This window comes from Nocardia mexicana NBRC 108244 (assembly GCF_001613165.1).
GTDB lineage: Bacteria > Actinomycetota > Actinomycetes > Mycobacteriales > Mycobacteriaceae > Nocardia > Nocardia mexicana.
Genome location: NZ_BDBV01000006.1, coordinates 34,630 through 55,231, shown reverse-complemented (window position 1 = coordinate 55,231; position 20,602 = coordinate 34,630). Strand labels below are relative to the sequence as shown.

Below are 20,602 nucleotides of genomic sequence, written 5' to 3'. Positions count from 1 at the left end.
GCGGACTCACACCTAACTCCAAGGAGGCTCGCCAGGATGGCGAACTACACCGCCGCTGACGTCAAGCGGCTCCGCGAGCTCACCGGCTCCGGCATGATGGACTGCAAGAAGGCGCTCGAGGAGACCGACGGCGACTTCGAGAAGGCCGTCGAGGTCCTGCGCATCAAGGGCGCCAAGGACGTCGGCAAGCGTGCCGAGCGCGCCACGGCCGAGGGCCTGGTCGCCGCGTCGAACGGCGTCATGTTCGAGATCAACTCCGAGACCGACTTCGTCGCCAAGAACGACGAGTTCCAGAACGTCGCCGGGGATATCGCCGAGGCCGCCGCCAAGGCCCGCCCGGCCGACCTGGACGCGCTGAAGGCCCTCGACGTCAACGGCAAGACCGCCGACCAGGTCGTGCAGGAGCTGGCCGCGAAGATCGGCGAGAAGCTGGAGCTGCGCCGCGTCGTGTCCTTCGAGGGCCCGGTCGCGACCTACCTGCACAAGCGTTCCTCGGACCTGCCGCCGGCCGTCGGCGTGCTGGTGGAGTACCAGGGCGAGGGCGACGCCGCAGCCGAGGCCGCGCGTGCCGCCGCCATGCAGGTGGCCGCGCTGAAGGCGCGCTACGTCACCCGCGACGAGGTCCCGGCCGAGCTCGTCGAGAAGGAGCGCGGCATCGCCGAGGCGACCGCTCGCGAGGAGGGCAAGCCGGAGGGCGCCCTGCCGAAGATCGTCGAGGGCCGTCTCAACGGCTTCTACAAGGACGTCGTGCTGCTGGAGCAGCCGTCGGTCACCGACTCCAAGAAGACCGTCAAGCAGCTGCTGGACGATGCGGGCGTCACCGTCAGCCGCTTCGCCCGGTTCGAGGTCGGCCAGGCCTGATCGGTCGATCCGCTCAGCGAAAAGAGCCCCCGCACAACAGGTTCGACCGTGCGGGGGCTCTTGCTGTGGCGGCACTGCGCGCGTTCCGGCGGGCGGCGCCGGAGCGACGATGTCCGAAGTGCGCCGCTCGGTCACGAATTCGTGGGTCGGTTCACGTTTAGATGGGGTCGTAGGGCAGGATGGACAGAGCTTTTGTCACCGTCCCGTGTTCCTCCCGACACCGGATGGTCTTTTCGCGCGTGTGTACCAGTCTGCCGAGCAGAAGGAGACCGATGTCGGACCCGGAACCGGCCCGCAAGGGTTATCGCCGAGTGCTCCTCAAGCTGGGTGGGGAGATGTTCGGCGGCGGCAATGTCGGATTGGACCCGGATGTGGTGCAGACGGTTGCCGAGCAGATCGCCGAGGTGGTGGGCTCCGGCGTGCAGGTGGCGGTGGTCATCGGCGGCGGGAACTTCTTCCGCGGCGCGGAGCTGGAGGAGCGCGGCATGGAGCGCGCCCGCTCGGATTACATGGGCATGCTCGGCACCGTGATGAACAGCCTTGCGCTGCAGGACTTCCTGCAGAAGCAGGGCGTGGACACCCGGGTGCAGACGGCGATAACGATGGGCCAGGTCGCCGAGCCCTACCTGCCGCTGCGCGCCAAGCGGCACCTGGAGAAGGGCCGGGTGGTGATCTTCGGCGCCGGTATGGGCATGCCGTACTTCTCCACCGACACCACCGCCGCCCAGCGGGCCCTGGAGATCGGTGCCGAGGTGGTCCTGATGGCGAAGGCGGTGGACGGGGTGTACACCGACGATCCGCGCGTGGACCCCGACGCCACCCTGTTCTCCGAAATCACGCACAAGGAAGTGCTCGAACGCGGGCTGAAGGTCGCCGACGCCACCTCGTTCAGCCTGTGTATGGACAACCAGATGCCGATTCTGGTGTTCAATTTACTGGTGAAGGGCAATATCGCCCGCGCGGTGGCAGGTGAGAAGGTCGGCACCCTGGTGCAGTCCTGAACCGGAACCGACATTCGACGAACGCTGTGGAGGAAACGGTCGTGATTGAAGAAGCGCTCTTCGACGCCGAGGAGAAGATGGAAAAGGCTGTCTCGGTGGCGAAGGACGATCTCGGGGCCATCCGGACCGGACGCGCGAATCCGAGCATGTTCAACAGGGTTGTCGTCGACTACTACGGGGCGCCGACACCGATCACCCAGATGTCGGGCATCACGGTGCCCGAGCCGCGCATGGTCGTCATCAAGCCGTACGAGCAGGCTCAGCTACAGGCGATCGAGACCGCGATCCGCAACTCGGACCTGGGCGTGAACCCCACCAACGACGGCCACATCATCCGCGTCGTGGTCCCGCAGCTCACCGAGGAGCGGCGCCGCGAGCTGGTCAAGCAGGCCAAGGGCAAGGGCGAGGACGCCAAGATCGCCATCCGCAACGTGCGCCGCAAGGCGATGGACGAGCTGGGGCGCATTCAGAAGGACGGCGAGGCCGGCGAGGACGAGGTCGGCCGCGCGGAGAAGGAACTGGACAAGGTGACCCACAGGTACGTGGGCCAGATCGACGAACTGGTCAAGCACAAGGAATCGGAACTGCTCGAGGTCTAGGCCCTCGGGCGTTTCCCCGCCGGGCCGGACGGAGCGGACGACAAGTGAGCGACGGGACAATGGTGGCCGAAGAAGCCGCCGCCGGCGATGCGACGCCGGCGAGCGACGCGACCGGTGTGACACCGGCAAAGGGAGTACCGTCGGCGCAGCCGGACGGCAAGTCCTCGCGTGCCGGTCGGAACTTACCGGCCGCGCTGGGTGTCGGCTTCGCACTGGGGCTGTCGCTCATCGCGATCCTGCTGTTCGTCCCGAAGGTGCTCGTCGGCGTCGCCGCCGCGGCCATCGCGGTCGCCACCTGGGAGGTGGCCAAGCGGCTGCGCGAGGCCGATGTGCTGGTGCCGCGCATCCCGCTGATCCTGGGCGGGCAGGCGATCCTGTGGCTGGCCTGGCCGTTCGGCGCCGACGGCGTGACGGGGGCGTTCGCCGGGACCGCGCTGGTGTGCATGGGGTGGCGGCTGTTCGATCACGGCCTGGCGGCCACGCCGCGAAACTTCCTGCGCGACACCGCGATCACCCTGTTCGTCCTGGCGTGGGTGCCGCTGCTGGCCGCGTTCGCGGTGCTGCAGCTGCTGCAGGAGGACGGCAACCTGCGGGTGCTGACCTTCATGATCCTGGTGGTCTGCTCGGATGTCGGTGGCTACGTGGCGGGCGTGCTGTTCGGCAGGCATACGATGGTTCCCGCGATCAGCCCGAAGAAGTCGTGGGAAGGGTTCGTCGGTTCGCTGGTGTTCTGCATCATCGGCGGCCTGCTCACCGTGACGCTGCTGCTGCAGGCGAATTCGATGATCGGCGTGCTCGCGGGCATCGCGGTGGTGCTGGTGGCCACCGGTGGCGATCTGGTCGAATCGCAGGTCAAGCGCGAGCTGGGCATCAAGGATATGGGCACGCTGCTGCCCGGCCACGGCGGCATCATGGACCGGTTGGACTCGATGCTGCCGTCGGCGTTCGTGTCGTGGCTGGTGTTCACCACGCTGCTCTAGTTTCGTTTGGCCGCGCGGCGCAACTGCAGGATGCGCCAGCCCCCGACCAGCCCCATCACCAGTGCCCCGGCGATCACCGAGAGCAGGATGGTGATCCCGAGCGGCAGCGAGAACTCCCAGAAGAACAGGTTGACCTGAGCCTGGTCCTGGTTCTGGATGATGAAGATCAGCAGGACGATACCCAGCACCGCCGCGGCGACGAGGGCGACCCAGGTATAGCCGGTGCGGGTCTTGAGCGATCGCTTGCGCGGTGCCGGTGTGGTGGTGGGGCGCGTGGCCGGGGGTGTCTTCGGGGACTGCGGGGTCTGCGGCTTTGCGGGTGTGTCGGCGTGCGGATCCGGGCCTGAGGTCGGGGCTGCGTCGCTGGTCATATCTCGATCATTGCCGATGGCTATGGGTAATGCACGCATATTCTGCGGGTTCGCGCGGTGCGTTTCGCCGTCGCCGCCGGGGGAAATGCGTTATCGGAGAGCTACTGATCGTCGCCTCGCAATAGCTCAGGAATTGCTCGAAAAATCTTGCTGCTCAAGGCGTTTCGGTGATTTAATGCAGGCACGCCGGATCGGAGGGTTGTGGTCGGGTGACCACTGTGGGGTGATCCGGGCGTTTCCGGTGTCGCGCGGTGACCTGGCCGGTACTGTTGGCGCACAGCCCATTCACGGGAACTGGGGGTAGGCATGGCACACGTCGATCGTGTGGAGATGCCCGACGGCACCGTCGTCTACGCCAGGCTCGAGGAGGATGTTCCCGAGCAGGGCGGCGTGGACGTCGGATTGCGTGACCGTTTCAAGCTGGAGAACCTCACCCCCACGATCAAAAGTGTTGCGACATCGGTCCATCAGAGCGTCGAAGGCCTGAGGGCGGACCGGGTATCGGTGGAATTCGGGCTGGAGCTGTCACTGGACGCGGGTCGCGTCGTGGCGGTGCTGGCGTCGGGCGGACTCAAGGCCACGCTGAAGGTCAAGCTCGACTGGGATCTTGGTGCCCCTCCACCTGCCGGGGAGCAGGCGAAGGGGTGATAGTGCCGTGCCGGTGCACGCTGATATCGAGGTGTTGCTGAAAGGGGCTACCGCGGCGGTGGCGCCGGATCGGGCCGGTGCCGAGCGGGTCGGTACCGCGTTTCGTGTGGCCCCGGGCTATGCGGTGACGGCGGCGCACGTCGCCGCCGGTGTGGACAACGGCCGCGTGCGGCTGTCGTTCGGCGAGGGCAGCGAGTGCATCGCCGAGGTCGTCGCCGCCTCCCCGCCTCCCCCCGAGGGCGGCCGGTGGGATTTCGACGACCACGCCGTGCTGCGCCTGGAGCGCCCGGACCTGGTGACGGCGCCCTGCGTGCTGATGGCCGAACCCGCGCTGGCCCCGCGCGACGAATTGCTCATCAGCGCACTGAATCCGAGCTATGTCGAGCGGGTCGTGGAGATCTATCACGGCTACCACGTCCGCGACACCCACTTGCCGTCGCGTTTCTTCACCATCGACGGGGACCGGGGAGTCATCCGGGGCATGTCGGGCGGTCCGGTGTGGTCGACCCGGCACGGCGGCGTGGTCGGGTTCGTCAAGGCGAGCGAGAACATCGCGGCCGCGCAGGGCGGTGCGATCGCCTACCTCCTGGAGGGGCTGCGGCGGCTGCGCGTGCCGGGGCTGTACGAGGAGATCGTCCTCGCGCACGACGGCCATCACCGCGACGAGCAGGCGTGGGCGGATCGCCTGGTCGGCCCGGAGGCGATGGTGCGGCGCTGGCTGGTCGAGGTGCACGGCTGGCTGGCCCGGCTCACGATCGCGGCGGAGCGCGGGGTCTCCAGCGGCCTGGTCGGGGAGCTGTTCCGGGATACCTTCCCGCCCGCCCCCGGCCGCCTGATCACCCTGCGTGACGTCGCCGAATACGTCGGCACCGAGAGTCAGAACCGGGAGTTCGACCTGGCCAGGTTCTGTGCGCTGGCGCCGAACCACCTGCCGCCCGATTCGGCGGTCGCCGAGGGCCTGCGGCGGATCCCGAAGAAGATCATCCCGCCGCGCGACTATCCGGAATTCGAACGGATGTTTCTGGCGCCGCGCCCGGTCTCGGTGGCGGTCACCAGGCTGTTCGGCGTCATCGTGCCGGAGGAGGGCCCACGCACCGACGAGTGCGCCCCGGTGCCGTACCGGTTCGAGGTGGCGCAGAAATTCGGCGATCAGGAGATCATCCCGCTCGGCCAGGAGGGCCGGTACCCCGGCTACGACCATGCCAAGGATGCCCTGAAGTCCGCGCTGCACAGGCATTTGAGCAATATCAACGCCCCGCGCGACGCGGTGGAGATCGTCGTGGCGCTGCCGGACGAGCACCTGACCGAGGAACCGCTGTACGAGTGGCTGCGGCCCGACGAGCGGCCGTTCAGCAGCAAATTCGCGATGCGGCTGCGGCGCAGCTGCACCTGGGAGAAGAGCGACGAGCAGCTCGTCGAACTCGAGGAGCGGTGGAATCGGCTGCGGCAGCGGGAGTTCGACGCCCTGTTCTGGCTGCGGTGCGACGACCCGCGCGCGGAGCGGCTGGCCACCCTGCAGGCGCTGTTCGCGCCCGACGACGCCGGGGACGGCCCGCACGATGCGCTGGGCGTCACCGAACCGCCGACGACCCACGTGCTCACCGCGTCGGCGACCAACGCGCTGCCGGTGACGCTGTGGCGCAACGAGCGGTGCGCCGCCCACCCGGCCTGCGGTGTGGAATGCGCGGGCAGCGACTTCCGGGCCCGGCTGACCCGGCGCCTGGGCGGGCGCTCGCCGGTCGACTGGCACGACCAGATCTGGCGTGCGCAGCGGGCGCGGGAGGAATCCGAGGAACGAGATCGTTTCTGGCGCAAGGTTGTCTACATAGTCGATATACCAGGTCAGAGCAGGCGGCGTCCGCCTCCGCTGGCGGGTCCGGCGTGATGGGAGGGGAGTGGCCATGACCGCACCGAGTTGGCATGTATTCCGCGGTACGAGCGATCCGCGCCCGGACGCGTGGGATGCCGTGCCGCCGCCGATGATCGCCCGGACGTTCACCGGGCATCCGCTGCTGCCCTTCCCGCAGGAGCAGCCCGATCAGCCCACCCAGATCAGCCGCAAGCTCGGCCGCGACGGGATCGGCGCGCATCAGCTGCGATCGGCCGATCTCGACGTGATCAACGCCGCGCTGCTGTGCCGCCGGCCGCTGCTGGTCACCGGTGCGCCCGGGCTGGGCAAGTCCTCACTGGCGTATCTGATCGCGCGCGAGCTGGAGCTGGGCCCGATCCTGCACTGGCCCATCACCAGCCGCAGCGTCCTGCGCGACGGCCTGTACACCTACGATGCGCTGCGCCGCTTCGAGGAGGCGCAGATCCGCCGGGTCCGCGAGGCGGACGACGACGCGGAGGGGCTGGCGGACTACATCACGCTCGGTCCGCTGGGCACCGCGCTGCTGCCGTATGCGAAACCGCGGGTGCTGCTGATCGATGAGATCGATAAGGCGGATGTCGATCTCCCCAACGATCTGCTGCACGTATTCGAGAACGGCGAATACCAGATCGATGAGCTGCGCCGTATCCGCGCGCACCGGCCGGAGGTCGAGGTCTTCACCCATGAGGGCCGCGAAAGAGTCGGCGTGCGTGAGGGTTTCGTGCAGTGCAGTGCCTTCCCGGTGATCGTCATGACCAGTAACGGCGAGCGGGAATTCCCCCCGGCGTTCCTGCGGCGCTGCCTGCAGCTGCGGCTGGAGCGGCCCGAGCGGGCGCAGCTGGAGCGGGTGGTCGCCGCGCATCTCGGCGGATCGGTGGTGGACGAATACGGCGATATCATCGACACTTTTATCAGACGACGCAGCGAGCTGGGGACGCTGCCGACCGACCGACTGCTGATCGCCCTGCACGTGTTGACCCAGGCCACGCGGGCCGACGGCGCGGAGGTGGACCGGCAGCGCCTGGCCGAGCGGCTCATGCAGCCCACGGACACCGGAGGCTGAGGTGGAGAGCCTTTCCGAACTCCTCGAGGCGCTGCGCGGGCTGGATGTCGACGGTGACACCGTGGCCGAGGCGCTGTATCTGGCGAAGCACATTACCGACCAGCCGGATTCGGCTGTCGCGCAGCAGCATTCGCCGCCGCCGATCGAACCCGAAGCCATGCCGCCCCCGCTCCCGGACGCGGGGACGGCCCATGCGCTGCTGCCGCGCGATTCCGGCGCGGTGACGCCGCCCGGAATTCCCGGCGCCTGGCCCGCCCGCACCGAGATCGACGTGCCCGCACCCTCGCCGCTGGAGTCGGGTCCGAGCCTGCTCGGCGACCTGCGCCCGCTGGGTCAGCGGCTGCCCGATCCCCGCGAGAGCGTCTTCGACGAGGACGCGTCCGTGGACCGCACCGCTCTTACCGGCGTCGCGTGGCCGGTCACCACGCCGAAGCTGGTGCGTCGGCGCGACGCGGCGCTGGTCTTCGACCGCCATTCGTCGATGGCGGCCTGGAGCGGGCTGGCCGCCGCGGTGCGGCGACTCGTGGATTCGGTCGGATTCCGCCAGGTCACCGTGTGGTATCTCGACGAAGACGACGCCGGGACACTGCGTTTGGCCACCGGCGCCCGCCGCTCCGCCGACCGCCCGCTCTCGGCGCTGGCCGATCCGTCGGGGCGCCGCGTCGTCATGGTGTTCACCGCCTGCCTGGGGGACGCCTGGGGGTGGGGGAGCGCGGCGGCGCAGCTGGAACGGCTCGCGGCGCTGTCGCCGGTGGCGATCGTGCAGCCGCTCCCCAACAGCCTGTGGCGCCGCACCGGTCTGCAATGGGGCCACGGACGAATAACTTCCGTGATCCCCGACCGTCCCTCGCCGCTGCGCCTGGTCGCACCCGCGGGCACGCCGACCACCGCCATCCCGGTGCTGGAACTGACACCCGGCTGGATCCGGCCGTGGGCCCAGCTGCTGGCCGGGCAGCGCCGCACCGCCGGGTACCCGCTGCTGCGGCGGGGCGAGCCGCCCGATCCGAACTCCGTGAGCACCTTGGCGGTCCGGCAGGACCGGCAGCTGGGCCGCCACGCCCTGGAACGGGTGCGGCGGTTCCGTGCGGCGTCGACGCCGGAGGCGTTCCGGCTGGCGGCGAGCCTCGCCCAGGTGCCGCTGCTGCTGCCGATCATGCGGCTGGTGCAGCAGGCGGTGCTGCCCGGCAGCAAGCCGAGCGTGCTGGCCGAGGTGCTGGCCGGTGGCCTGATCGAGGACACGACGGCGAGATCCGCGCCGCCCTACACGATTCCCGAGGACAGCCGGGTCTTCGCGTTCCGTCCGGATGTCGCCGAGATCCTGCGCGACGGCATTCCGCGCAGCGAGGCGGCCCGGGTGCTGGCCGCGGCCTCGCAGTTCATCGTGCAGCGCTACGACGTCCCGGGCCCGGTGTTCCGCGCGGCCGTCTCGCGCCCGGCCGAGGGCGACGGCTCGCCCTTCGCCTACCTGTCTCCCGACACGCTGCGTCGCATCGCACCCAACTTTCCGGATCCGCGGGATCGGCCGCCGAGCGAGGAGGAGCAGCGCCGCTACGACACCGTCGTGCGCGAGGCCGCCGCGGCCGCGCGGCTGGGCGACGACGAGTCGGCGCTGGGCGCCGCGCGCCGTGCCCTCGAGACCGTGCCGGTGGGTCGTCCCGAGCGCGCCGAACTGCTGGCGATGCTGAGCGGGCTGCTGCTACGCCGCTGGGAAAGCCGCGGGGACGCGGCCGATCTGGACGAGGCGATCGCCGTCTCCAAGGCGGCGCTGGACGAGGCCCCCGACACCGACGAGCCGACGACCGCGCTGGTGCGGCTGGGGGACCTGCTGCTGCGGCGCTTCACCGCGGTCGGTGGCGGCGAATTCCTGACCGATGCCACCCGGGTGCTGCGCACCGCGCTCGACACCACCGAGACCGAGGATCCGGCCCGCGCCGAACTGTCCGAACGACTGGGCGATGCCACGCTGTGGCGGTCGGAGGTCACCGGCGAGCCGCTGCACGGGTGGGAGGCGGTGGATCTGTATCTGGCGGCCGGGCGTTCGACGACCGAGAGCACCGGTGACGAATTCACCAAGGGCGGCAACATCGGCGACGGCGGCACCGGGGACCGGACGGCGATCCTGATGTTGAAGATCGCGCGGGCCTATCTGGACATCGCCACGCAATCCGCCTATCCCCGTGACGAACTCGCCGATCGCATCACCGAGCAGTTCCGCTACGCGGCCCGACTACTACCGACCGTGCCGGTGCCGGAGAGCGACGAGGCCCTGCGCCAGGCCGTCACTCGCGTCGTGCACGCCGTCACGACGGGTGCGCTGCCCCCGGCGATCGCGGCCACCCTGTCCAGCGTCCTGTCGACCGCCCCGCGGCCGCATACCGCGGCCGTCTCGGAGGCTTGCGAACTGCTCGATGCCGCCGGTGGTGCTCACGACGGACCGCGATGAGCGGCGCCGATCGGTCACGACCTCGGAGGTGGGGCGTTCGCTGGTCGGCGGTGTTGTTGGCCGCGGTCGCGGCCGGGCTCGGCGCGGTCGCGCTGCGGGCACTGCTGGACGTGACCACGCACGGATTGCTGGGCTCGGTCCTGCCGCTGGAGCCGATCGGTGCCGGGCTGTGGTACGCGCCGGTGGAACCGCTGCGTGATCGCGGCGCGTGGCTGCTGCCGCTGCTGGTCGCGGGCGGCATGGTGACGGCGGTGCTGCTGTCCCGGCTCGGGGGCCCGCAGGTGAACGGGACCGACGGGGTCATCAACGCCGTCAACGGGCGTGACCTGTCCGGGCTGACCGTGCGGGGCGCGCTCAGCAAGCTCGGCGGGACCGCGGTGACCCTCGGCTCCGGTGGATCGGGTGGTACCGAGGGCCCGGTCGCCCAGGTGTCGGCGTCGCTGAGCGCGGCCGTCGGCCGTCGGCTGCGGCTGACTCCGGGCGAGAGCGGCCTGGTCGTCGTGGCCGCGCTGGGGGCGGGCGTCGGCGCCCTGTTCCAGGCGCCGATCGGCGGGGTGCTGCTGGCCGGTGAGCTCCTGCGCCGTCGCGGTATCGATTGGGCGGCAATGATTTTCGCGTTGCCCGCAGTGCCGATCGCCTTCTGGATCTTCGTCGCCGTGTACGGATACCGGCCGATGTTCGGGGTCGCCGATTTCGGCGCGCTGTGGGATCCGGGCAGCACCGCCCTGCTGGCCGCGGTGGGTCTGGTGTGTGCGCTGGTGGCCCGGCTGTACGTGTGGACGTTCCACACGGTGGGCCGCCTGACCGCGCCGATGCGGCGGTGGCCGGTGGTCACGGCGGCGGTGGCGGGTGCGGCGCTGGGCACTGTCGGGATCTTCCTGCCGATGACGCTCGGCACCGGCTACGGCATCGTGTCGATGGGTTTGTCGCAGGTCGCGGTCGCCGCGCTGCCGCTGTGGCTGCTGGTCGCGCTGCCTCTGGTGAAGATCGCGGCCACGTCGGTGACGCTGCACACCGGGGGCGTCGGCGGGGTGTTCGGGCCCGCCATGGTGATCGGCGCGACCACGGGAGCGCTGTGCTGGCGGCTCGCGTTCGAGGCCGGACTGCAGCCCGGATCGGCGGCGGCGTTCACCATCACCGGGATGGCGGCATGCCTCGGCCCGGCCGTGCGCACGCCGCTGGCGGCGATCGCGCTGGCCCTCGAGTCCAGCGGCGGGGCGCTGCCGCCGGTGGGGCTGGTGGTCGCCGTCGCGATCGCGGCCGCGTGCACCCGCGACATCACCCTGTTCCGGAGCCAGGCCGAGCGTCAATTCCCAAGGCGCTACCGGCAATTGCGGGTTTCGGAGTGGCGTATTTCGGCTATTTTGAAAGCAGTTGCTTCGAGGAAGAGAGCCAGGGTGAGTGCAACGATCGGCGGAATCCGGTCGCGGTACCGGGCTCGATCCGGTTCGCCGGGGGGAGGTTGCGCGATGGAGCCCGAATCCGCACGGGGCGTACCGGATCTGGCCGATCTGCCGCTCGACGAGTTGCTCAGCGCGCACCGGCCCGAGGTGGTGCAGGCGTACCGCACGGCGCTGCATCGCCGTGCCTCGGTGGGGATCATCTTCGCCGGCCACAACGCCGGTGGCGCGTGAGCGCCGCGACGGAGGCGGCCATGGTGTCGGGGACGGGGAGCGGTGCGGAGCCGGATGTGGTGTCGGTGTCCGATGCCGATATCGACGCGCTCGCCGTCCTCGCCGACGCGCCGGGGACGCTGGCGCTGCTGCAGCGCGCCCGGGCCAGCCGCAATCTCGCCTTCCTGGCGGCCGTGCTGCGCGACGGGCCCGACGATCCACAGCGCCGCATCGCCCGGGCGGGCTTCGACACGCTCGTGACGGTGCAGCGACACGATCCCGAGGTGGTTCGAAATACGGTGCAGCACCCGCGATTCGGGGCCTGGGTGGCGGTGTGCGCGGCCGGTCTCGGCGACGGCCGGGAAGGCTCGGACGAGGTGCCGATCGCGCACCTGGCCTCCTTCGCCGCCGGGGCGGCGATGCGGGCCCGGATCGACTTCGACCTCGAGGTGCCGCAGGTCGGCGACGCCGTGGTGGTGCCCGGGCTGGGCTGCTGGACCGGTCGGGCCGGGGACACCGCGCGGGTGCGCTACTGCGGCACCGCCGAACCGCTGCTGGCGGGCCGTCGATGGACCCCGCTGCGGTGGCTGACCGCGCGCCCGCCCGCCGGGGCCGTGAGCATCGAATTCGACGACTTGCCGCCCACGCCGTCGGCGTGGCCCGATATCGCGCCGGTGCACCCGGACCAGCGCTGGAAACCCTGGAGCGACAGCGAATTCGGCGCCTGGCAGCGATTGTTCGACGAGTCCGTGCGGCTGCTGGACACCGCGGTCCCCGAACTGGCCGCCCCGTTGTCGCGCGGCTTCCAAGCGGTACTGCCGAGGTCCCGGGACACCTGCCCGTTCCGCAGCTCCACCCTGGCGGACTCCTTCGGCGCGGCGGCCATGGTGCTGCCCGCCGACACCGTGGCCGCCGCCACCGGGCTGCTGCACGAATTCCAGCATTCGAAGCTGAGCGCCCTGATGGAGATCGTGCCGCTGATCGAGACCGACGGCCCGGCCGCGCTGCCCTCGCCCTGGCGTCGTGAGCCCCGGCCGACCAGCGCGGTGCTCCACGGCATATACGCGCACCTGGCCGTGGGGCGGCTGTGGGGGCGGCTCGCCGCCAACGGGATTGCCGAATCCGTACCCGATACGGCAGAAGTCCGGGACCAGACCCTCGCCGCGTGTGACACCCTGCTCGAGTCGGACCGGCTCACCCCGGCCGGCCGACGTTTCGTGACTCTGATGCGGCGCGCCGCCGTAACGGATCCCGACGGCCGTGCGGCCGTCCCGACAGTGCGATGGGAGTAAGCGACGTGGCGCCCAGTGCACCGCACTCGACCCCGATGGCCGAGCCGATCGACGTGGTCCACGCCCCCGAGGACACGGTCTGGGCGCTGTGGCTACAGCAGATCGGCACCGAGGCCGGGTTCGACATCCGGACCCGGCTGGTCGGGGCGGAGTGGGAACTCACCGGCGCGGCCGGTGCCGGTTCGGCCATCCTGGTGATCAGCGGCAGCTTCGTGCACGCCGCCGCGCTCGCGCCCGAGGACTGGCGCAAGGCCGAAACCGATCCGGCCGGTCTGCTCGCGGTCATCGTCGGCACCGCCGCCGAGGTTCCGTCCGAGGCGGGCCGGATCGCCGCAGTGGACCTGCGGCTGCTGCCCGACGAGGCGCAGGCGCGGTCGAAGGTGTTGCAGGCGTTGGGCGCCGACCCCGCCGCGGCGGGAGAGCGGCTGCGCCAGGCGGGCCGCACGCCCGTGCGGTATCCGCGCCAGGAGATGTTCGTCGACTTCCAGTCCAAGAGCCTGCCCCGGTATCAACCGGCCTGGTTCTACGGCCGCGACCGCGAACTCGACCGGATCCGATCCCAGCTGGATACCGCGGGTGCGGCGGTGCTCACCGGGGTGGCGGGCAGCGGCAAGACGTGGCTGGCCGCGGCCTACGTGCACCGGTTCCGGTCGCAGTACGACCTCATCGCCTGGATCTCGGGGGAGAACGGCGCGGTCATGCGCACCGAGCTGGGCCAGCTGGCCGGGCCGCTGGGCCTGCCGGATTCGCTGCCGCGCGCCACCCGGCACCACGACGTGGTGGCGGCGCTGCGGCGGTCCGCCAAGCGGTATCTGATCGTCTACGACAACGTGACGCCGGACCACTACCGCACCGCGGGTGAGGAACTGCCGCTGCCGCGCAAACCGGCGCGGCTGTCGGACATGGTGCCGTGGGACGGTCCCGGCCACGTGCTGTTCACCTCGAAGGTCGCCGACTGGGACAACCCGCGTCCGGTTGCGGTGCCGATGTTCACCGTCGACGAGGGCGCGGCCCTGCTGCAGCGGCACGTGCACGGCCTGCCCGAGCGGCTGGCGGAGCGGTTCAGCAGCGCCGTCGACGGCAGCCCGGTGCTGCTGAACGCGTTGGCGCACCGCGGATCCCGGGGCACCGACGCCGTCGACGAGGCGCTGCTGGCGCGGGTGCGGTCCGAGCCGTTCGTGCTGCTGCAGGACGAGCCGGGCGTGTACAAGCGGGCCACCTCGATCATCGGCGACTCGCTGCGCCCGCTGCTCGACGAGCCGCCGGGCTCGGACGCCTGGGCGGCCGGGCACCTGCTGCGGCTGCTGACGTGCTTCGCCGCGGATCAGCCGATTCCCTTGGCGCTGTTGATATCGCAGCTGCCCGGCACCGAGCGGCGGCCGGGGGCGCGGCTGCCCGCGGAACTCGCCGAGGCACTGGGCAACGAGCATCGCCGCAAGCGGGTCCTCGACCTGGTGACCCGGGATTCGGTGGCCGAGATCTGCGCCGACCCGCTCACGGAGGGTGGTCGCGCGCTGAAGATTCACGCGATCCCGTGGCACGGCATCCGGGAGTTCCTGCCCCGGGAGCTCGCCGAGGACAACCAGCACGTCGCGCACCGCGTGCTGTGCGACGCCGATCCGCAGCGCTCCGATGTGCCGTCGCTGTGGAACCGTTACCTGTGGCTGTGGCAGCAGGTGGCGCAGATCGAGGTGCTGTCGTGCCCGCTGGTCGCGGATCCGGACGACCCGTGCGCCCAGCTGCCGGACCTGATCCGCAATGTCGTGGACGCGTTGCGGATCCAGGGCGAACTGACCGCGGCGGCCGGGCTGGGACTGCAGGCCGCGGAGGCCTGGTCGGCGATGCTGGGCACCGACGATATCCGTGTGGTCCGCATCCGGATCGTCACCGGCAACGCGCTGTGGCAGCTGGGTGACTGGTCGCAGGCCCACGATGCCGCCGCGGCCGCGCGTTCGGGTGTCGAGGAGTCCCGCGGCCGGTTCCCCGAGGAGTACGTCTGGTCCAGCGACCTCATGGCCGCGTGCATGCGCATGGCCGGAAACTGGGCCGGGGCGGTCGGACTCAACGAGCAGTCGCACGCGTGGGCCCGGGAATGCCTGGGCGACAACAATATCGAGACCCTGCGCGCGGCCCACAACCTCGCCGTGTCCTACCGCATGCTGGGCCGCTTCGCGGACGCGATGGACCTGGACGCCGGCAACTACGAGCGTTTCCGCAGCGATCCGCTGCTGGCCGACGACGCCATCCTGCGGCTGCACTGCGTGAACAACGTCGCCCGCAACCATCGGGAGCTCGGTGCGTACGAGGCGTCGGTGGCCCTGCAGGAACGGGTGCTGGGGGAGTTCCGGGAGCTGTTTCCCAATGCGCTGCAACAGAACATCCTGCGCGCCCGCAAGAACCTCGCGGTGTCCTACCGCAAGGCGGGGCGGTACCGCGAGGCGCGCGAGTTGCAGCAGACGACGCTGATCGACCATGTCCGGGTCTACGGCGACAGTCATCCCGAATCCGTCGCGGCGAGAACGAATCTCGCGAACGACTATCGACTCACCGGCAATGCGGGTCTCGCCGCCACGACGGCGGAGGAGGCCTACCGGTTGTGTTCGGCCGCGCACGCCGACCACCCGTACACGGCGGCGTGCGCGGCCAACTACGCGGCGGCGCTGCGCACCCGGGAACGCTGCGCGGAGGCGCTGGAACTCGACCGCGAGGCCGTCGACCTGTTCACCGTCCGGCTGGGCGCCGACCATCCCTATACGCTGGCGGCCCGCAGCGGTGAGGCCTCCGATCTCGCCGGGCTCGGCCGGATCGAGGAGGCCGCCGAGATCGGGGCCGACGTGCTCGACCGCAGCCGCAGGGTGCGGGGGCCGGACCATCCCTACACCCTGCAGTGCGGGATCAACCTGGCCCTCGACCTGCGCGCCCTGGGCCGGACCGAGGAGGCCGACGAGCTGGAGTACGACACGCTCGACCGCTACGCCGCCGCTCTCGGCCGCGACCATCCCGAATTCCGGGCGGCCTTCGACCGCGTCCGCGGCACCTGCGACGTGGAGCCGCCGCCGATGTGACCACGGCGCGGGTTGGGGGGATGCGTCCCGGGTGCGGATGTGACCATGCCGGAGGTTGTGGATGTGTTCCGGGCGGGGATGTGATCACGTCGGAGGTTGTGGATGTGTTCCGGGTGGGGATGTGACCACGTCGGAGGTTGTGGATGTGTTCCGGGTGCCGATGTGATCACGGCCTCGTCTACCCGGGGCCGATCCTCGCTCGCGGAGGTGGGACACTGGGAGGGTTATGACAACCCCCCTGCCGCTGGTTTTCGATGCTCCGCGTCGCGGTATGCCGCCGCGCCACCTCGCCGATCTCGACGCGGCCGAGCGGCGCCGGGTGGTCGAGGAGCTGGGCCTGCCCAAGTTCCGGGCCGACCAGATCGCGCGGCAGTACTACGGACGTCTGCAGGCCGATCCCGAGCAGATGACCGACCTGCCCGCGCCGATGCGGGCCAAGATCGCCGAGGCGCTGTTCCCGCCGCTGCTGACCGAGGTGCGGCACGTGGTGTGCGACGACGGAACGACCCGCAAATCGCTGTGGCGGGCGGGCGACGGCACCCTGCTGGAATCGGTGCTGATGCGCTACCCGGACCGCAACACGCTGTGCATCTCCAGCCAGGCGGGCTGCGGCATGGCCTGCCCGTTCTGCGCGACCGGCCAGGGCGGACTCGACCGCAACCTGTCCACCGCGGAGATCGTCGACCAGGTGCGCGCCGCCGCTGCCGCCCTGCGCGACGGCGAGGTCGCCGGTGGCCCCGGCCGCCTGTCCAACATCGTGTTCATGGGCATGGGCGAGCCGCTGGCGAACTACAAGCGCGTGGTGAACGCGGTGCGGCGCATCACCTCGCCGGCGCCCGACGGTCTCGGCATTTCGCAGCGGAATGTGGTGGTGTCGACGGTGGGCCTGGCCCCCGCGATCCGCAAGCTGGCCGACGAGGGCCTGTCGGTGACTTTGGCTGTCTCCCTGCATACGCCGGACGACGAGCTGCGAGATACGTTGGTGCCGGTGAACAATCGCTGGTCGGTGGCCGAGGTGCTGGATGCGGCACGGTATTACGCCGATACCAGCGGCCGCCGTGTCTCGATCGAGTACGCGCTGATCCGCGACATCAACGATCACCCTTGGCGCGCGGACATGCTGGGTTCCAAACTCCACAAGGCCCTCGGTTCCCGGGTCCACGTGAACCTGATCCCCCTGAACCCCACCCCGGGCTCCAAATGGGACGCCTCCCCGAAACCCGTTGAGCGCGAATTCGTCCGGCGCGTGGAGGCCCAGGGCGTCCCGTGCACGGTCCGCGATACGCGGGGCCAGGAGATCGCCGCAGCCTGCGGGCAGTTGGCCGCGGAGGGGTAGGTTCGTCCGCGGATCACGTCACCGACAGAGGTGGGAACGGGTGGTCGCGGTCGAGATGTTCAAGTCGTCCCGTCGCTGACGGGGTGCTTCACCGCCTCGTCGTCAAGGGCGGCGTGATTCCACCAGCGATCTGCAGAATCGGCCGGTTGCTGATGCTGTCGAGTATTCATTGCGAGGTTGGCTGGGGCCTCGGGTGGGCGGATGGCCGATGTGCGACTATTTGTGCTGGCAATCAAACTTATTGCGCGGCAAGCATTTTCGTGCTGCCGACCTGGCCTCGAGGTATCGCGACGCAAGCCCGTGCGGGGTGACGGTGAAGGCCCGCGGTGGGCTCGGTCCGAACAACCCCGTGAGCGGGATTACAGGATGTTCGGGTCTGGCAGGGGCTCGGTGGGATGGGCGATGCGATGGGTGAAGGTGCCGTGGAAGCCCCAGGGGATGTGGTGGTCGAGCCAGGCGGTGGCCAACGGTCCTCGGTCGAGGTCGTGGGCGTTGAATATCAGGAGCTGGGAGCGGTTTTCGGTGAGTTGGTGGTTGAGGGCGAGGAGCCAGCCGTCGTCCTCTGCGGAGTCGCGGGCGCGGGGCACGAACAGTGGTTCGCCGACCGAGCTCGCTCCGAGGTCGCAGCTGGTCACCGCGCCGGTGTCGTGGTCGACCTTGATGATGGAGTTGAACACTCCCGCTGGGCCGCCGGCTCCGGCGAGGTAGCTGTAGCGGTGTCGGCGAGTGCCGCGCCGCCAGTCGTATTGCGGGAATTCTCCGGAACGGTCGGTGAGTTCGTTTTCGATCACGGTGCCGCCGTGGGTGATTCGGTACTGCATGAGGCGGGAGTTCGGGAACTGGGGCGCCTGTGGGCCGGTGGTGTTCACCATGCCGGTCATGCGCCGGAACTGATCCCAGTCGGTGTCCAGGCGCACCAGTTCGACCACCGTGTCGTCACCGTCGTCGTAGGCGTTGGTGAGATGCACGTGCAGGAGGGCTTCGTGCTCGATGATCCGTGGGCGTCCACCGTTTTTCGGGACCAGCAGGAACCGGGTGCCCTTGGCGTGGTGGAAGTCGAGGGATTCGATGAACGAATGCGTTGCCAGGGCCAGTTTGGCGATGTTCGGCAGGATTGGGTCGAGGACGAACACCAGATACCGTTCGGTGAGGGCGAAGTCGTGGTTCCACGGCAGGTCCAGCATCGGAATCGTCGCGAGCCGATGCAGGCGTCCGGTGCGGTCGATGCGGTAGGTGCGGATCCGGGGCGTGGGCAGGATGTCGAGACCGAAGTTGTACATGTCGCCGGTGACCGGATCCCATTTCGGGTGCGCGGAGAACGCGCCGAGGAACCCCAGCCGCCCGCCGAAATCGGTGGGGCCCAACGTGTCGAGGGTGTCGGGGTCGAGGCGGTGCGGGTTGCCCATCTCCCACAGGGCGAGCAGGCCGCCGTCGTAGTTGACGATATTGGTGTTGGCCACGTTGGCCGGGAGCCGCCCGATATTGGCCAGCGGGCCGCCCGGGACCTGGCCTCCCACACCGCGATACCGGATTCGGTCCGAGCGCTGCCCGTGCTGGAAGTGGCGGGTGCGGACGTAGCGGTTGCGGAACCGCACCCCGGAGCCGTCCAGGATGAACTGGGAAATCATGCCGTCGCCGTCGAACACATTGTGCAGCAGGCTGCGACCGACCTGATGTTTACCCGGCCCGATCCGATACAGCGTGCCGCGCAGATCCTTGGGCAGGTGCCCGTCGATCTGTTCGATGCCGTAGTCGAGTTCGTCGAGCAGCGGCGCGGTGATCTGGCGGTAGGCGGAGGTATCGGTGCGAGTGCTGGTCATCGTGGATTCTCCCTTGAACCGCTAATCTGATGACGACTGTCATCTGATGACGTATGTCCGCAAATGTAGGGGTGCGCCTAGAGTGTTGTCAATGACGAGCCAGGCCCCGCGCAGCTACGGCGGTATCAGCGCCGCCGACCGCCGTGCCGACCGCCGCGCCCGGTTGGTCGCCGCCGCGCGCGCCGCGTGGGGAGAATCGGGGATCGCCGCGGTCACGGTGCGTGGGGTGTGCAAATCGGCCGGACTCACCGACCGCTACTTCTACGAGCACTTCGCCAATCGCGAGGATCTGCTCGCCGCGGTCGCCGACGAAGTTCGCGACCAACTGCTCGCGACCCTCGTGCAGGCCGGGGTATCGAGCACCGGACCTGCCGAGCATCGACTGCACGCCGCGCTGCAAGCCTTTCTCGAAACCGTCGCGAACGATCGGCACATCCATCGCATCGTCGCCAGCGATCCGGGCGACATCCCGGCCTTACGGCAGCGCCGCCACGACGTACTCACCCTGATCGCCGATCTGGTAGTCGACCACGCACCCCCCGCGCTCGCAATCACCCCCGACCCGGCTCGGCTGCGCCGCGCGGCACTGTTCATCACCGGCGGCGTCAACCAACTCATCGAACGATGGCTCGACGATCCCGAGACCATGACCGCTGCGGAACTCGCTGCCGAATGTGCCCACATGTGCATCGGCGTTCTCGGCAACACCTAACCTGGCATCACCGTGTCAGCGCGGTGACGATCACACGCGCAGCTTCGCGATCTTCTCCTGCAGGAGTTTGCGGGAGCGTTCCGGCGGTTCGGCCTGCACGGTGAGCTGCTCCATGACCTGGCGGTAGTGGTCGAGGTCGTCCTGGCGGTCCAGGTAGGCGGCGCTGGTCAGTTGTTCCATGTAGACCAGGTCGGGGAGTTCGGGTTCGGCGAAGCGGAGCATCGTGAACGAGCTGCCCGCCGCCGGGTGGCCGCCGGCCGCGTAGGGCAGCACCTGAATCGTCACGTTCTGCCTGGCGGACATCGCCACCAGATGTTCGAGTTGTGCGCGCAGGACGTCGACGCCGCCGATCGGGCGATGCATGACGGCCTCGTCCAGTACCGCCCACAGGGTGGGGCCGCCGCGCCGGTCGAGAATCTCCTGACGCCGCCTGCGCAGCTCCACCCGCCTTGCCGCCTCGGTGTTCTGGTGGCCGAGCGCCACCACCGCGCGGGTGTACTCCTCGATCTGCAGCAGGCCCGGAACCAGTTGTCCCTCAAAGGTTCTGATCGACTTCGCCGCGTATTCGAGGCCTAGATAGGTCTCGAACCAGGCGGGCAGCAGATCGCTGTAGCGGTGCCACCAGCCGGGTTCGTTGGCCTTGCGGACCAGGTCCAGGAATTCGTCGCACTCCTGATCGTCGGCGATGCCGTACAGCGTCAGCAGATCCCGGATGTCGCGTTCCTTGAATCCCGTCCGGCCGAGTTCGAGGCGGCTGATCTTGGCGTGTGAACCGCGGATGTGGTCACCGGCGGCCTCGCGGGTGATGCCGCACTGTTCCCGCAGTTTGCGCAGTTGCCTGCCGACTGCTATCCGCAGTGCCGTCGGACCTCGTTCGACGACCAGCGGATCCATGCGGTCGATCCGGACCGGTTCTGCGACCATGGGA

16 protein-coding genes are annotated in these 20,602 nt (G+C 69.7%); 13 read left to right on the top strand and 3 right to left on the bottom strand.

Features of this window, described 5'->3' with window-relative positions:
* Positions 1–36 precede the first annotated feature (36 nt).
* The 4 genes from tsf to NM1_RS02980 all read left to right on the top strand — a co-directional run bounded on the left by tsf (position 37) and on the right by NM1_RS02980 (position 3,441).
* On the top strand, positions 37–861 hold the full coding sequence (gene tsf / locus NM1_RS02995) for a translation elongation factor Ts (RefSeq protein ID WP_068013593.1): 825 nt from the start codon (positions 37–39) through the stop codon (positions 859–861).
* Positions 862–1,133: 272 nt separating this feature from the next.
* Positions 1,134–1,862: a UMP kinase gene (pyrH, locus tag NM1_RS02990; RefSeq protein WP_068013590.1), complete on the top strand. Its 729-nt coding sequence runs from the start codon at positions 1,134–1,136 to the stop codon at positions 1,860–1,862.
* A 41-nt stretch (positions 1,863–1,903) separates the two neighbouring features.
* Positions 1,904–2,461: a ribosome recycling factor gene (frr, locus tag NM1_RS02985; RefSeq protein WP_068013905.1), complete on the top strand. Its 558-nt coding sequence runs from the start codon at positions 1,904–1,906 to the stop codon at positions 2,459–2,461.
* Positions 2,462–2,520: 59 nt separating this feature from the next.
* Positions 2,521–3,441 carry a phosphatidate cytidylyltransferase gene (locus NM1_RS02980; RefSeq protein WP_084519108.1) on the top strand — a complete coding sequence of 307 codons (921 nt, stop codon included), beginning with the start codon at positions 2,521–2,523 and terminating at the stop codon, positions 3,439–3,441.
* Here NM1_RS02980 and NM1_RS02975 read toward each other — a convergent pair.
* Positions 3,438–3,812, bottom strand: a complete 375-nt coding sequence (locus NM1_RS02975; RefSeq protein ID WP_068013588.1) for a LapA family protein — start codon at positions 3,810–3,812, stop codon at positions 3,438–3,440. The genes NM1_RS02980 and NM1_RS02975 overlap by 4 nt on opposite strands.
* Positions 3,813–4,118: 306 nt before the next feature.
* Between NM1_RS02975 and NM1_RS02970 the strand changes: the two genes are divergently transcribed.
* From NM1_RS02970 to rlmN, 8 genes are all read left to right on the top strand, one after another.
* Positions 4,119–4,460, top strand: coding sequence for a CU044_2847 family protein (locus NM1_RS02970; RefSeq protein ID WP_157123829.1), 342 nt, complete (start codon positions 4,119–4,121; stop codon positions 4,458–4,460).
* A gap of 7 nt (positions 4,461–4,467) precedes the next feature.
* Positions 4,468–6,345, top strand: a complete 1,878-nt coding sequence (locus NM1_RS02965; protein WP_169814187.1) for a S1 family peptidase — start codon at positions 4,468–4,470, stop codon at positions 6,343–6,345.
* Positions 6,346–6,361: 16 nt separating this feature from the next.
* Positions 6,362–7,393, top strand: a complete 1,032-nt coding sequence (locus tag NM1_RS02960) for an AAA family ATPase (protein ID WP_068013582.1) — start codon at positions 6,362–6,364, stop codon at positions 7,391–7,393.
* Position 7,394: 1 nt separating this feature from the next.
* Positions 7,395–9,836, top strand: a complete 2,442-nt coding sequence (locus tag NM1_RS02955) for an SAV_2336 N-terminal domain-related protein (protein WP_068013580.1) — start codon at positions 7,395–7,397, stop codon at positions 9,834–9,836.
* Between the two features lie 50 nt (positions 9,837–9,886).
* Positions 9,887–11,470: a chloride channel protein gene (locus NM1_RS02950; RefSeq protein WP_068013578.1), complete on the top strand. Its 1,584-nt coding sequence runs from the start codon at positions 9,887–9,889 to the stop codon at positions 11,468–11,470.
* Positions 11,467–12,741, top strand: a complete 1,275-nt coding sequence (locus NM1_RS02945) for an aKG-HExxH-type peptide beta-hydroxylase (protein WP_068013576.1) — start codon at positions 11,467–11,469, stop codon at positions 12,739–12,741. Before NM1_RS02950 ends, NM1_RS02945 begins: the two co-directional genes overlap by 4 nt.
* Before the next feature lie 5 nt (positions 12,742–12,746).
* Positions 12,747–15,806: an FxSxx-COOH system tetratricopeptide repeat protein gene (gene fxsT, locus NM1_RS02940; protein ID WP_147289012.1), complete on the top strand. Its 3,060-nt coding sequence runs from the start codon at positions 12,747–12,749 to the stop codon at positions 15,804–15,806.
* Between the two features lie 226 nt (positions 15,807–16,032).
* Entirely contained in the window at positions 16,033–17,142 is a 1,110-nt protein-coding gene (gene rlmN, locus NM1_RS02935; RefSeq protein ID WP_068013572.1) for a dual-specificity RNA methyltransferase RlmN, read from the top strand.
* Between the two features lie 359 nt (positions 17,143–17,501).
* On the opposite strand, the gene NM1_RS02930 is transcribed toward rlmN, so the two are convergent.
* The gene (locus NM1_RS02930) at positions 17,502–18,962 is read right to left on the bottom strand and encodes a carotenoid oxygenase family protein (RefSeq protein ID WP_068013570.1); all 1,461 of its coding nucleotides are present in this window, start codon (positions 18,960–18,962) and stop codon (positions 17,502–17,504) included.
* A 91-nt stretch (positions 18,963–19,053) separates the two neighbouring features.
* Here NM1_RS02930 and NM1_RS02925 point away from each other — a divergent pair, with 91 nt between their 5' ends.
* The gene (locus tag NM1_RS02925) at positions 19,054–19,674 is read left to right on the top strand and encodes a TetR/AcrR family transcriptional regulator (protein ID WP_068013567.1); all 621 of its coding nucleotides are present in this window, start codon (positions 19,054–19,056) and stop codon (positions 19,672–19,674) included.
* Positions 19,675–19,704: 30 nt separating this feature from the next.
* Here the strand turns inward: NM1_RS02925 and NM1_RS02920 are convergent, their stop codons facing one another.
* Entirely contained in the window at positions 19,705–20,598 is an 894-nt protein-coding gene (locus NM1_RS02920) for a Sco1979 family transcriptional regulator (RefSeq protein ID WP_068013565.1), read from the bottom strand.
* Positions 20,599–20,602: the final 4 nt, after the last annotated feature.

Excerpts from the sequence above, each read along its gene's own strand:
- tsf (WP_068013593.1), top strand. The coding sequence starts at position 37 with ATGGCGAACTACACCGCCGCTGACGTCAAGCGGCTCCGCGAGCTCACC.
- pyrH (WP_068013590.1), top strand. The coding sequence starts at position 1,134 with ATGTCGGACCCGGAACCGGCCCGCAAGGGTTATCGCCGAGTGCTCCTC.
- NM1_RS02980 (WP_084519108.1), top strand. The coding sequence starts at position 2,521 with ATGGTGGCCGAAGAAGCCGCCGCCGGCGATGCGACGCCGGCGAGCGAC.
- NM1_RS02975 (WP_068013588.1), bottom strand. The coding sequence starts at position 3,812 with ATGACCAGCGACGCAGCCCCGACCTCAGGCCCGGATCCGCACGCCGAC.
- NM1_RS02970 (WP_157123829.1), top strand. The coding sequence starts at position 4,119 with ATGGCACACGTCGATCGTGTGGAGATGCCCGACGGCACCGTCGTCTAC.
- NM1_RS02960 (WP_068013582.1), top strand. The coding sequence starts at position 6,362 with ATGACCGCACCGAGTTGGCATGTATTCCGCGGTACGAGCGATCCGCGC.
- rlmN (WP_068013572.1), top strand. The coding sequence starts at position 16,033 with ATGACAACCCCCCTGCCGCTGGTTTTCGATGCTCCGCGTCGCGGTATG.
- NM1_RS02930 (WP_068013570.1), bottom strand. The coding sequence starts at position 18,962 with ATGACCAGCACTCGCACCGATACCTCCGCCTACCGCCAGATCACCGCG.
- NM1_RS02925 (WP_068013567.1), top strand. The coding sequence starts at position 19,054 with ATGACGAGCCAGGCCCCGCGCAGCTACGGCGGTATCAGCGCCGCCGAC.
- NM1_RS02920 (WP_068013565.1), bottom strand. The coding sequence starts at position 20,598 with ATGGTCGCAGAACCGGTCCGGATCGACCGCATGGATCCGCTGGTCGTC.